The following is a 13,271-nucleotide window of genomic DNA, read 5'->3' as shown; positions in this document are numbered from 1 at the left end:
GTAGATGGTTATTCTTACTTGCTGTTTGAATTATATCAAAAACTGAAGGCGGTTGAAACCGCTACCGACTTATCCCCGTGTCTAAAGCCAGGGGCCCGGCGGGCTCGTTCTTCGGTCAACCAGTAGCCATTAACTCTAGCCCTAATACTCCTTAATAATATTATTTATCAATAAATTTAGAGGTATTCCTTTAGCTGCTATTTTCGCTAACGAGAAGCCCAATTCCGATCAAGCGCCAAAAACACTCATCATCGTGATATAACGATTTTTTTTCCTACAGATTTACATACCTGAACTCCAATCAGTGAAAATTTTTCTCAAATACCCCTTGACGAAACTACTAAAATTGTTGATTATCTATATCAATAACCTGCGATCGCTGAAAACTCCCCTGGCATCTTTCTCAAGAGGTAAATCGCCGTGACCAGCATGGCAAAAAAATCCTTCCCAGCCGAAGGAAAATCATTTCCCTGGTGGGTCGGCAAAGCCCGCTTAATCAACCTTTCGGGCCGTTTGCTAGGTACCCACGTCGCCCATGCCGGCCTCATCGTCTTCTGGGCGGGAGTCTCTACCCTATTAAAGCTTTCCCGCTTAAACCCCGAATTACCCATGTACGAACAAGGCTTAATCCTATTGCCAAACCTAGCCAGACTCGGCTTGGGCGGGGGTGCGGGAGGCAAAATTGTCGATACTATCCGTACTTCGCCCTTAGGGCGATTCACCTCTTTCTCGGCTTCGGCGGCATCTTTTACTCCCTCAAAGGGCCAGCCACCCTCGAAGCAAGAACTTTTTTCTTTGGCTACACATGGAAAGACGCAGACAAAATGACCACCATCTTGGGCATCCGCCTAGTTTTGCTGGGTGTCGCTACCTTCTTGTTGGTGGCCAAAGCTATGTATTTAGGTGGTTTATGACTGTTTTTTTCTAATATTTATGTATCGCCACTTTGATTATTTTTGTGGAGTCTGTCCGTAACATTGCCGCAAGGAGCGCATCAAATCAAGCGCTTGTATCCAATTCCTTGTTATGGGGATTTTTTTACTAAGGACTACCGCCACACATTTACAGTGCGCCCGTGCGTTGCTTGTACTAAAGATGCGATGGTTGCACTGACTTTGAACCTAAAACTGGTTTTGCCAATGCTTATCAGCAAAATTGCTATAAACTTCACAAAAATTACGCACAAATACCGAAAACCACTTTTTCACTTCCACTTTTAGTAAGGGGGATAGGTGGCTATCAGATTACCCTGGACTAAAGGGGGAGTTCAAAATTAGATATATTCTCACGGAAAATACACTTTAGGAGAATCTAAAAAATAGCACGAATAAATAACAGATAATCCCCTAGAATCCTCGTTCAACTTTTTTATTTTTTCCGACATGAATTTATACAGTGCTAACTCACTCAAAGTCGAACTAAACCAGAGAGGCTGCCGCCTGACTCCCCAGCGAGAAACTATTTTGAGTGTCTTTCAAAATCTACCGCAAGGCAATCATTTAAGTGCGGAAGAATTATACAAGACATTGCAGAATAAAGGAGAACGAATTGGCTTGTCTACTGTCTACCGAACGCTGCATTTATTAGCAAGGATAGGAATTTTGCGTGAACTAGAATTAGCAGAAGGACACAAACATTACGAACTGAATTTTCCCGAATTGCACCACCACCACCATCTGGTTTGCATTCAGTGTCACAAAACCTTTGAATTTAGCGATGAATCCATTTTAAAAATTGGCAAAAAGCAAGTTGAAAAAGCTGGGGTAGAACTGCTAGACTGTCAGTTAACTGTGCGTGCGGTTTGTTTGGAAGCGCTACGGGACGGATGGCCTTCTTTGGTACCCAGCAATTGGTTGTGTCCCAGATATCATTCAGAAACTGATGAGGAAATTAGTTGATTTGGATGAAATACACTTCGGTAATTGGTAATTGGTAATTTGTGCTTTTTTCTTCGTTATGAGCTGTTAGTTATTAGCACCTACAAATAACCAATGACAACTGACAACTGACAACTGACTGCTGACTGCTGACTGCACTTTTGCAATCAAGCAACCTCAGAATCGCAACGTTGGTGTTCCATCCGAAATATGTTAGCGTACAAACTAGCAACAATCTGTTTGCCTTCCTGAGTCAACTGCAAGTAACCGAGAGATTCACTGATGTGAGGATAAATGCCGCTCCAGTAAAACTTAGAGTAGCTTTGCAGCAAGTCGCCCGGATGTCGGTAGCCCAAAAGTTTAGTAGCACCGCTTTCTTCCAACTCGTAAAACAACGCGCCAATTTTCTGCAAATATTGCGGGTTGCTGAGCTGACCTATCAAGTCAGCACCGCGAACTAAACTAGAGTAATTAACTGCCTCCTCGTCAGTGTTGCCGTCAAAAACCGAGAAACGAGTCTGTTCTATGTTCTGCTTAATTATCTCAGCATTAATTAGCTTGTGGTTGCCGAAGCGCTCGTCAATGAACAATTTAGCTCGGTCAACTCGGTAAGGAGCTAAGCTAGCCGCTGTTGCACCGGGAGCAAGTGCAATTCTCATGCCATCTTTTCCCGTAGCATACAATCCTTCGGATTCTTGGTCTTGTCGGCAAACTCCTTTGACATATCCGATGTCTTGGCACAGCAAAGAAATGATGAAGTGCAGCCAATCTTCGCAGGAAACTCCGCCCTGGCGAATGTGTTTTCCCCGCAAGATTTCTTGACCGACTAAGCTAATGCAAATGGCGTGTTCTACATTGTGATAAAGAGCGTCGCTGTTAGCGATGTTTTCTAACGCCATTGCGCCCACCCAGGCAATAATGTCAGCATAGTCTGATTTGTAGCCTCCGTAAGTGCGGCTGTACCCGTTCTGAAGTTGTTGGATGAAAGCCTCGATCAGCAGTTCTGTAGAATTAAACATACCGTGTCCTTTTACCTTAATATTTCCTTTTAAGAGCGGTGCATCTATGGGGGAGTCCTCTAATTTTATGGATGAGATTTTAGTTCACAACTCCTGCACCCCGCGTGCGTTGTGCTCTGTGGGCGGCAAATGGGTGGCAATCTCACAACTCAGTGACGCAGCTACGCCCGGGGAGTCACGAAGCAATCTCGCGCCCTGACTCAAAACTCCCAAGCAACTCAGTCCGTCACTGACACCCATCCCCGCCGTACTGCATACAGCAGCCTGCTGACAATTTTTCGATCGTCTGAACTTTTTAAACTGTGAGAATTAATTGCGTATTGAATGTGCTGGAACACAGTCCGATCGATCTTACCGGATTTCCAAATATTCAAGTAAAGTTCGGAAATTTTATATTCAGGAATATAAGCTTTAGTTGTCATCTGCCGTCAACTCAATGTATATTTCTTATTGTGCGGCAATTTTAGATAACTTTATGTGATGTAGATCGGCTATACACTGTGATGCGATCGCAGGCTGGAGTTGGACTAACTAGCCCCAAAATTTACTAAACTTAGTCATACTTAACTTGACTGATTAACATTGTGGGCGGTATGATTAAACCAATGCCTAAAAAAGGCTTAAGCATCTGGTTTGTAAACCACAGCGCATGTCAAAACTGACCAGCCTGTAAAAAGGTCGAACGGGAGTCCGCGTTTCGTTAAATTGGTTGAAAATAGTGGATGACTCATGGCTAAAAGCTTCAACTAAAATTAACTCAATTAGGGTGTTGCTCCGCCCGAATTAACGCCTGTGGACAAGTTGCGAGCCGACTCCCTTGGGTGAAGATCCGAAGCAGACCCTTCAGGAGCAATCCTGATTGAATGGTAAGAATTAAATAAGTTTAGCCAAGTTTTGTGTAGCAGTTAAGGCGCCTCTCCTCACAATGGTAATTCGATCGAAAAAGCGCGATATGGCGATCGTCATAAATTTTGGTGACGGCTGTGAAAATCATCATAGTTGCGCCTAAATTATAGGATGTCACATACCATTCTCCCGTTGCGCTCGCCCCCGGACAACTTGCAGCAAGGAAGGAAGTTCGATCGCGGATCGCGCAAATTTCTTGCCAAAGAAACTCGCGTCGTGTACAATACAGAGTCTGGTATCCTCACTTACCCATAATTATTTTCATTCATCCCGTCCCCCCAGAGGGGAAGGGACTTTCAGTGCGGATACAGCCAAATCACTATATTCAGCAAAAAGCTAGAAATGCCGTAACTCATGCCCACTATTCAGCAACTCATCCGTTCAGCACGGGAACAAACGCAGAAAAAAACCAAATCGCCAGCTCTCAAGAGTTGCCCGCAGCGCCGCGGAGTTTGCACCAGAGTGTACACGACCACCCCGAAAAAACCCAACTCGGCGCTGCGGAAGGTGGCTCGGGTGCGGCTGACATCTGGTTTTGAAGTCACCGCCTACATCCCAGGGATCGGTCACAACTTGCAAGAACACTCGGTAGTAATGATCCGGGGCGGTCGGGTAAAAGATCTGCCCGGAGTTAGATACCACATCATTCGGGGTACATTAGACACCGCTGGGGTGAAAGACCGCAAGCAGGGTCGTTCCAAATACGGGGCCAAGCGTCCTAAAGAGAAAAAATAACACGGAACTCGCCCGCTCGTCGGGGTTGGGAAGCAAAAATAAATCCGATCGCGCCGATCAATTGCACGCTCGATCGTCATAAATCGAGATGTGATCCCAAAACCCCAAACTCAATCATTCAAAATCAAAAATCCCAAATAGAACTATGTCTCGCCGCACAGTTATTCAAAAACGTCCAGTTCCACCAGATCCAACCTACAACAGCCGGTTGGTAAGCATGATGGTGAGACGGATCATGCAGCACGGCAAAAAATCCGTTGCCTCCAGCATCGTCTACGACGCCCTCAAAACAATCCAAGAACGCACAGGGGCTGAACCGTTAGACTTGTTTGAAAAAGCAGTCAAAAACGCAACACCCCTGGTCGAAGTCAAAGCCCGCCGGGTAGGTGGCGCCACCTACCAAGTGCCGATGGAAGTGCGTTCCGATCGCGGTACCACCCTCGCCCTCCGCTGGCTGATCAGATTTGCCCGCGCCCGCACCGGCCGCTCAATGGCCGCCAAGCTAGCCAACGAACTGATGGATGCAGCTAACGAAACAGGGAGTGCTATTCGCAAGCGCGAAGAAACTCACCGTATGGCTGAAGCTAACAAGGCTTTTGCTCACTACCGCTACTAACTGCAACAACGGGCATGGAGAGGAGCGCGATCGTTCGGTATAAAAGCATCGGGTGAGAAATTGGAAAGTGTAAGTTTTGAGTGTTGAGATTGCTTCTCTTGGCGCAATTGCGATTCGTGAAGCAAACTCAAAACTCCCAAAATTAAAATTCACGCACTCAAAATTCATGCACTCTCTGAATCCTCCATGTCGCATCCTTAATATTTTTGTAAACAAATCTTGCAAAAAATATTAAAATGTAACAATAAGCTTCCGAGGCTTTTGTAAGTCGCTGGGGAGTTCAAAATAGGGTTACTGTGTAGTATAATAGTATTATAACAGCAACACAAAATTAAGGAGGTAGCTGTGGCACGTACCGTCCCGCTAGAAAAAACTCGCAACATCGGCATCGCAGCCCACATAGACGCGGGCAAAACAACAACAACTGAAAGAATTCTGTTCTATTCAGGCATGGTTCACAAAATGGGTGAAGTGCACGAGGGAACAGCAGTCACTGACTGGATGGAGCAAGAGCGGGAGCGGGGAATTACGATTACTGCCGCTGCTATCACCACCAGTTGGAAAGATTACAAAATCAACATCATCGACACTCCCGGACACGTAGACTTCACGATCGAAGTCGAACGCTCGATGCGAGTGCTCGACGGAGTGATCGCAGTGTTCTGCTCGGTAGGGGGAGTGCAGCCGCAATCCGAAACAGTTTGGCGACAGGCCGATAGGTACAAAGTACCGAGGATCGTGTTCGTCAACAAAATGGATCGGATGGGCGCAAACTTCTACAAAGTCTACGGCCAAATTCGCGATCGAATGAGAGCGAACGCCGTACCGATCCAAATCCCGATCGGCAGTGAAGAAAACTTCCGGGGAATTGTAGACTTAGTGCAAATGAAAGCCTATATCTACAACAACGACACGGGAACTGACATCGCGGAAGTAGAAATCCCCGATGAAGTAAAGGATCTAGCCGTAGAATACCGCACCAAGCTGATCGAGTCGGTAGCAGAAACCAACGACGCCCTCACCGAGAAATACCTCGAAGGCGAAGAGTTAACGCAAGAGGAAATCCGCTTGGCCCTGCGTCACGGCACTGTCGAAGGTACGATCGTCCCCATGTTGTGCGGTTCGGCATTCAAAAACAAAGGCGTTCAGTTGTTATTGGATGCAGTCATCGACTATCTGCCGTCGCCCTTGGAAGTTCCTCCAATTCAAGGACTCCTGCCCAACGGCGACACAGCCGAGCGGTTTGCCGACGACAACGCCCCGCTGTCAGCCCTGGCCTTCAAAATCATGGCAGACCCCTACGGTCGCCTGACCTTTGTTCGCGTCTACTCCGGTATCCTCAAAAAAGGCACCTACGTCCAGAACTCCACCAAAGACAAAAAAGAGCGGGTTTCTCGCCTAATTGTACTCAAAGCGGACGATCGGATAGAAGTTGAGGAACTCCGAGCCGGAGACTTGGGAGCAGCCTTGGGTTTGAAAGACACCTTCACCGGCGACACCCTCTGCGAAGAAGGAGCGCCAGTGATTCTGGAATCTCTGTTTATTCCAGAGCCAGTCATCTCGGTGGCTGTCGAACCCAAAACCAAACAAGATATGGAGAAGCTCTCCAAAGCCCTCCAGTCGCTCTCGGAAGAAGACCCCACCTTCCGAGTCAACGTTGACCCAGAAACCAACCAGACAGTCATCGCCGGTATGGGCGAACTGCACCTGGAAATCCTGGTTGACAGGATGCTGCGGGAATTCAAAGTAGAAGCGAACGTGGGTCAGCCACAAGTAGCCTACCGCGAAACCATTCGCAAAGCCGTCCGCGCCGAAGGTAAATTTATCCGCCAAAGCGGTGGTAAAGGTCAGTACGGTCACGTCGTGATCGAACTAGAACCCACCGAAGTCGGAAGCGGCTTTGAATTTGTCTCCAAAATTGTTGGTGGCACTGTACCCAAAGAGTACATCGGCCCTGCAGAACAAGGGATGAAAGAAGCGTGCGAATCAGGTATTGTAGCAGGATATCCCGTGATTGACCTCAAAGCTACTATGGTAGACGGGTCTTTCCACGACGTAGACTCCTCAGAAATGGCATTTAAGATCGCCGGTTCAATGGCGATCAAAGAAGCCGTGATGAAGGCGTCGCCAGTGCTGCTAGAGCCTATGATGAAAGTAGAGGTTGAAGTTCCCGAAGATTACATCGGGAACGTCATCGGAGACCTCAACTCGCGTCGGGGTCAGATCGAAGGTCAAGAGACGGATCAGGGGATAGCCAAAGTTTCTGTAAAAGTTCCACTAGCAGAAATGTTTGGTTACGCCACCGACATCCGCTCGAAAACCCAAGGTCGAGGCATCTTCACAATGGAATTCAGCCATTACGAAGAAGTGCCGCGAAACGTGGCTGAAGCCATTATCGCTAAGAACAAAGGGAACTAATGATTTTGGATTTTAGATTTTGGATTTTGGATTGAATCCAAAGTCTAGAATCTAAAATCTCAAGTCTAAAATCGCTAAAAGAAACAAGGAACAGATCAAGAATGGCACGCGCAAAATTTGAACGGAATAAACCCCACGTAAACATCGGCACGATCGGTCACGTTGACCACGGCAAAACAACTTTGACCGCCGCGATTACGATGACTCTCTCTGCACTAGGTCAAGCAAAGGCTAAGAACTACGCCGACATCGACGCTGCGCCTGAAGAAAAAGCACGGGGTATTACGATTAATACTGCCCACGTGGAATACGAAACCACAGGTCGGCACTATGCCCACGTAGATTGCCCCGGACACGCTGACTATGTGAAAAACATGATCACCGGTGCTGCTCAAATGGACGGCGGCATCCTAGTAGTGTCAGCGGCAGACGGCCCCATGCCTCAAACTCGCGAACACATCCTGCTAGCTAAGCAAGTTGGCGTTCCCAGCCTGGTTGTCTTCTTGAACAAAGAAGACATGGTGGATGATGCTGAACTGTTGGAATTGGTAGAACTGGAAGTTCGCGAACTTTTGAGTTCTTACGATTTTCCTGGTGATGACATCCCCATCGTCACAGGTTCGGGATTGAAAGCTCTCGAAGCGATGCTTGCTAATCCCAAGACTGTCAAGGGCGAAAATGAGTGGGTTGACAAAATCTACAAGCTGATGGAAGAAGTAGATTCTTACATCCCCACACCAGAACGCGAAGTTGACAAGCCTTTCTTGATGGCAGTTGAAGACGTATTCTCGATTACTGGTCGGGGTACTGTTGCTACTGGTCGGATTGAGCGCGGCACAATCAAAGTCGGCGAAACAGTAGAAGTGGTTGGCATTAAGGACACTCGCAGCACTACGGTGACTGGTGTGGAAATGTTCACCAAGTCGTTGGATGAAGGCTTGGCAGGCGACAACGTGGGTCTACTGCTGCGGGGGATTTTAAAGGCGGATATTGAAAGAGGCATGGTAATTGCCAAGCCCAAATCCATCAGTCCTCATACTCAGTTTGAATCTGAAGTGTACATCCTGAAGAAGGAAGAAGGTGGCCGGCACACGCCCTTTTTCTCTGGATATCGCCCTCAATTCTACGTTCGTACCACTGACGTGACCGGCACGATCAACCAGTTCACCGCTGATGACGGTAGTGAAGCAGAAATGGTGATGCCCGGTGACCGGATCAAAATGACTGTTGAGTTGATTCACCCGATCGCGATCGAACAAGGAATGCGCTTCGCTATCCGCGAAGGCGGCCGCACCGTCGGCGCCGGCGTTGTTTCCAAAATCCTCAAGTAGGACTCCGATAACAGCTTAAGTAGCAGAAAAGCCGCCAAATGTCAATAGGCTTTTCTGCTATTTAGTGAGTAGTGAGTAGTTATAGGTTAGTGGCTAGTTGTTAGTAGTTATGGGTTAAATGTTCAATAACAAATAACAAATGACTAATGACTAATGACTAATGACTAATGACTAATGGCTAAAAATAAACTGAACCTCGAAAATTCAAGAAACAAAAATGGCAACAATTCAACAACAAAAAATTCGCATCCGCCTCAAAGCTTTCGATCGCCGAATTCTAGACGCATCCTGCGAAAAGATTGTAGATACAGCAAATCGGACAGCAGCCATAGCGATCGGCCCGATTCCCCTACCGACAAAACGACGGATTTACTGCTTGCTGCGATCGCCCCACGTAGACAAAGATTCTCGCGAACACTTTGAAACCCGCACGCACCGCCGCATCATCGACATTCAGCAGCCATCGGCCAAAACAATTGACGCTTTGATGAAACTGGATTTGCCAGCCGGCGTAGATATCGAAGTCAAGCTATAGATTGAGGGCTGGGAAAATAACAAAAAAAGGAACAAGGGAAAAATACTTTGTTCCTTTTTTTTCATTCCCGGACGCAAGGATAGTCAGAAACAAGTTTTAAAGTTGAGAATACGATCGAGGTGTTGTAAGCTGCGTTGATGGTAATGCTATGGTTGATAAGATTCTTTGCTTTTTGGAGAAATTTGCTATGATAGTTTAAGCGATCGCTATTCGATATTTCTTCAATTACCAGCTATGAACATTCAGTTGGTTGACTCCTTAATTCAAGTCATTGAATCGCTGACACCTGAAGAGAGTTTGTTGTTCCAAGAAAAACTTTCCGCTAGGGCGATTCAGAGTACACCTGGAGTCTGTGGAGGAAATGCCCGGATTCGCAACACCCGCATTCCTGTTTGGACACTCGTTTCGCTTCACCAACAGGGGGCCCATGAGGCTGAGTTACTTCGGAATTATCCAGTCTTGGACGATCGCGATCTAGAAAATGCTTGGCGTTATTACGATCGCCACCGCGAAGAAATCGATCGTATTATTATTTCTCATCAAACCGATGATTGAAAGGGTAAGATGGATAAAGTTTAAGAAAACCAGTTTTCTATCGGCAAATCTTGAAAGTTTGCATAATCAGCAACATTTCGTGTTACCAGAATCAGATTATTGACTTTAGCGATCGCTGCTATTTGTCCATCAGCATAAGACGGTGTAAGACCGATCGGGATGAGTCTTGCTCGTTAAGAAAGCGAACCACTCAGCCACTTCTTTAGTGTAGGGCAAAATCGGTAATTTTCTTTTCACTTCTTCCTGAAGATAGGCTTCGATCGCGCGGCGCATAGAATCTGGCATTCGATAACAGCCTAACAGAACTTCGTGCCAAACGTTCGAGGCAATCGCCACAGTTGATTTTGCCTCAATTAGTTTAGCCATCACATTGGCATTCGGAATAGGACGAACAGGCGGGCGAGATAATGTTAGTATCGAGTAAATAACGCAGAGTCATTCAAAGATGACCTCGCGCCCTGCCAAAGTTCGATCGCGAATTTCTCCCCAAATTTCATCAGGATTTAAACCCAGTTCATGCAGTTGATATTTTTCTCGAAATGCACCAAGAGATTCTCCAAAGCTAAGTTCGAGATGCTGCGACTGTTTGCGGCGTTGAATGTATTCGCGCAAGGCAATTTCCACTAGGGTTTCCAGGGAAATATTTCGTTCTAGTTCGATCGCCTCTTGCAGCAGCGCCGTATCCACATTCAGGCTTGTCACCATTGGCTTTCCTCTTTTAACTGCTCTTTTATTATAATAGTAATGCTTAGGCAAGAAACCGGGTTTTTACGAGCATACTTCGTTACAGCCGAGAAAACTCCAAAAAACCCGGTTTCTTAGATCGCCCTTCCTCGCACCAGATCCCAGAAACCGGGTTTTTGCCATCATACTTCGTCACAGCCGAGAAAACTCCAAAAAACCCGGTTTCTTAGATGGCGATGCGCGCGCAATTCCCCACCAAACTAAAAATACTGTCACAATAAAATGAAGACTAGCGAGAGATAAAGGGCATGACGCGAGAGGAGTTGTTGCAGTTAATCGATCAAGTCGCCTCCCAGAACCAGACAGAATTGGATTTGTCGGGGCTGGACTTGGAGGAATTGCCGCCGGAGATTGGCAAGTGCACGCAGCTTGAGACGTTGGTGTTGGGGAAGGTGGAAAAAGGGGAATGGGTTGATGGTAAATTGACTCCGAAATTAATCACCAATCAATTAAGTACGCTGCCAAAGGAATTGCGAGCGCTGGAAAATTTGCGCTCGATCGACCTCAGTGGCAATCCATTTGGAAAAATACCAGAATTCCTGCTGGAAATGAAGCAATTAGAGAGTTTAAATTTAAACAGCATTAATTTAAAAGAAATTCCAAAAGATATCGCTCAATTATCCAATCTGACAGAGCTTAACCTCCGTCACAATCAAATAATACAAATCCCAGAAGTGCTTGGCCAACTGTCGAACCTGACACAGCTTTACCTCTTTAACAATCACATAACCGAAATCCCAGAAGCGCTCGCTCAATTATCCAATCTGACAGGGCTTTACCTCGGTTACAATCACATAACCGAAATCCCGGAAGCACTCGCCCAACTGTCGAATTTGACAGTGCTTCACCTCTGGCACAATCAGATTACCCAGATCCCAGAAGCGCTCGCCCAACTGTCGAATTTGACAGTGCTTCACCTCTGGCACAATCAGATTACCCAAATCCCAGAAGCGCTCGCCCAACTGTCGAATTTGACACAGCTTGTCCTCAGTCATAATCAAATAACACAACTCCCAGATGCGCTCGGTCAATTGTCGAATCTGACAGAGCTTGTCCTCAATCACAATCAAATAACACAACTCCCAGATGCGCTCGGTCAATTGTCGAATCTGACAGAGCTTAACCTCAGTCACAATCAAATAACACAAATTCCAGAGGCGCTCGGCAAACTGTCGAAGGTGACACAACTTGTCCTCCATAACAATCAGATCGCCCAAATTCCTGAAGCGCTCGGCAAACTATCCAATCTGACACAGCTTTACCTCAGCAGCAATCAGATCGCCCAACTCCCAGATGCGATCGGTCAACTATCTCATCTGACACAGCTTTACCTCTTTAACAATCAGATCGCCCAAATATCAGATGCGATCTGCCAACTATCCAATTTGACACACCTTGACTTCAGAAGCAATCAGATCGCCCAAATCCCAGAGGCGCTCGGCCAACTGTCCAATCTGACACACCTTGATCTTAGAAGAAATCAGATTACCCAAATCCCAGATGCCATCTGGCAACTGTCCAATCTGACACACCTTGACCTGATTAACAATCAGATTACATCCATCCCAGAAGCCATCGGCAGCATGGAGAAGCTGGAAAAACTGGATTTGCGAGGTAATCCGATACCAATTCCGCTGGAAATATTGGGCGGAAAACAATCATCTCAACCTGGCGATATACGTGCCATTCTCGATTTCTACTTCCAAACTCGCGACCCCAATGCTACCGAAGAACTCAACGAAGCCAAACTTTTGATTGTCGGCGAAGGCGAAGCGGGCAAAACCACCCTAGCAAACAAACTCCTCAACCCCAACTACGAACTCAAAGAACGAGAACCCTCCACCGAAGGCATTGATGTGATGCGCTGGGAATTCCCACAACCCAACGGCAAACCTTTCCGCGTTCACCTCTGGGACTTTGGCGGACAGGAAATCTACCACGCCACCCACCAATTTTTCCTCACCAAACGTTCTGTGTATGTCCTCCTCGTCGATAACCGCCGCCAAAACCCCAACCTCTGCTACTGGCTGAGTATGATCGAACTCCTCAGCGACGGCAGTCCCGTCTTCCTCGTCCAAAACGAAAAACAAGACATCCGCTGCGAAATTAACCTCTCCCAACAGCGGGGGGACTTTCGCAACCTAGAAAAAGATTTCGCTACCAATCTCAAAACCAATCGGGGACTTGAAGCCCTCCAACGGGCCCTGCAAAACCGCATCGCCACCCTCGAACACATCAATACGCCCATCCCCAAACGCTGGGCAAACGTCCGCTATGTTGTGGAAAACTATTCCCAACGCCAAACCCATATCGAAGTCAGTGAATTTTTCAATATCTGCGCCGGCCAAGGCTTCAACAAGTCCGATAAACCCGCCATGTTGAGTCTCAGTAAATACCTCCACGACTTGGGTATCATCCTCCACTTCCAAAAAGACCCCATCCTCAAAAATGTAGTTATCCTGCTACACAAATACTAGACAAGTCTCGACATTTGCTTCTTACTTCATCGGGAGCATGGGAGCGGTTATCCCTCAG

At 46.9% G+C, this 13,271-nt stretch carries 13 protein-coding genes and 1 pseudogene; 10 read left to right on the top strand and 4 right to left on the bottom strand.

Annotation, left to right across the window (positions count from 1 at the left end; all coding sequences use genetic code 11):
• Positions 1-429: 429 nt before the first annotated feature.
• Positions 430-914: pseudogene (locus QT990_RS33925) on the top strand (hypothetical protein).
• Positions 915-1,382: 468 nt separating this feature from the next.
• Positions 1,383-1,898 (top strand): transcriptional repressor, encoded by a 516-nt coding sequence (locus QT990_RS33920; RefSeq protein ID WP_333147450.1) that lies wholly within the window; start codon positions 1,383-1,385, stop codon positions 1,896-1,898.
• Between the two features lie 146 nt (positions 1,899-2,044).
• Here the strand turns inward: QT990_RS33920 and QT990_RS33915 are convergent, their stop codons facing one another.
• Both QT990_RS33915 and QT990_RS33910 read right to left on the bottom strand, forming a co-directional pair.
• Positions 2,045-2,896 (bottom strand): Npun_R2479 family HD domain-containing metalloprotein, encoded by an 852-nt coding sequence (locus QT990_RS33915; RefSeq protein ID WP_333147448.1) that lies wholly within the window; start codon positions 2,894-2,896, stop codon positions 2,045-2,047.
• A gap of 218 nt (positions 2,897-3,114) precedes the next feature.
• On the bottom strand, positions 3,115-3,318 hold the full coding sequence (locus tag QT990_RS33910; protein WP_333147446.1) for a hypothetical protein: 204 nt from the start codon (positions 3,316-3,318) through the stop codon (positions 3,115-3,117).
• Positions 3,319-3,913: 595 nt separating this feature from the next.
• On the opposite strand from QT990_RS33910, the gene QT990_RS33905 reads away from it, so the two are divergent.
• The 7 genes from QT990_RS33905 (at position 3,914) to QT990_RS33875 (ending at position 9,992) form a co-directional block, all read left to right on the top strand.
• A complete protein-coding gene (locus tag QT990_RS33905) occupies positions 3,914-4,057 on the top strand; it encodes a hypothetical protein (protein WP_333147444.1) in 144 nt (47 codons plus the stop codon).
• A 99-nt stretch (positions 4,058-4,156) separates the two neighbouring features.
• Positions 4,157-4,537: a 30S ribosomal protein S12 gene (rpsL, locus tag QT990_RS33900; protein WP_006632197.1), complete on the top strand. Its 381-nt coding sequence runs from the start codon at positions 4,157-4,159 to the stop codon at positions 4,535-4,537.
• 145 nt (positions 4,538-4,682) lie between these two features.
• Positions 4,683-5,153, top strand: coding sequence for a 30S ribosomal protein S7 (gene rpsG / locus QT990_RS33895; protein WP_006632196.1), 471 nt, complete (start codon positions 4,683-4,685; stop codon positions 5,151-5,153).
• Between the two features lie 345 nt (positions 5,154-5,498).
• Complete coding sequence (fusA, locus tag QT990_RS33890) at positions 5,499-7,571, top strand: elongation factor G (protein ID WP_333310643.1); 2,073 nt, start codon at positions 5,499-5,501, stop codon at positions 7,569-7,571.
• Positions 7,572-7,672: 101 nt separating this feature from the next.
• The gene (tuf, locus tag QT990_RS33885) at positions 7,673-8,902 is read left to right on the top strand and encodes an elongation factor Tu (RefSeq protein ID WP_333147440.1); all 1,230 of its coding nucleotides are present in this window, start codon (positions 7,673-7,675) and stop codon (positions 8,900-8,902) included.
• 217 nt (positions 8,903-9,119) lie between these two features.
• On the top strand, positions 9,120-9,437 hold the full coding sequence (rpsJ, locus tag QT990_RS33880; RefSeq protein ID WP_445251358.1) for a 30S ribosomal protein S10: 318 nt from the start codon (positions 9,120-9,122) through the stop codon (positions 9,435-9,437).
• 234 nt (positions 9,438-9,671) lie between these two features.
• Positions 9,672-9,992, top strand: a complete 321-nt coding sequence (locus QT990_RS33875; RefSeq protein ID WP_333147438.1) for a DUF433 domain-containing protein — start codon at positions 9,672-9,674, stop codon at positions 9,990-9,992.
• A gap of 129 nt (positions 9,993-10,121) precedes the next feature.
• On the opposite strand, the gene QT990_RS33870 is transcribed toward QT990_RS33875, so the two are convergent.
• Complete coding sequence (locus QT990_RS33870) at positions 10,122-10,358, bottom strand: hypothetical protein (RefSeq protein WP_333147436.1); 237 nt, start codon at positions 10,356-10,358, stop codon at positions 10,122-10,124.
• 69 nt (positions 10,359-10,427) lie between these two features.
• Entirely contained in the window at positions 10,428-10,697 is a 270-nt protein-coding gene (locus QT990_RS33865) for a type II toxin-antitoxin system VapB family antitoxin (protein WP_333147434.1), read from the bottom strand.
• A 287-nt stretch (positions 10,698-10,984) separates the two neighbouring features.
• Between QT990_RS33865 and QT990_RS33860 the strand changes: the two genes are divergently transcribed.
• Positions 10,985-13,213 (top strand): leucine-rich repeat domain-containing protein, encoded by a 2,229-nt coding sequence (locus QT990_RS33860; protein ID WP_333466305.1) that lies wholly within the window; start codon positions 10,985-10,987, stop codon positions 13,211-13,213.
• Positions 13,214-13,271: the final 58 nt, after the last annotated feature.

It is taken from the genome of Microcoleus sp. T3_B1, from assembly GCF_036700445.1.
Lineage (GTDB): Bacteria > Cyanobacteriota > Cyanobacteriia > Cyanobacteriales > Microcoleaceae > Microcoleus.
This window is presented reverse-complemented; position numbering and strand designations above follow the sequence as displayed.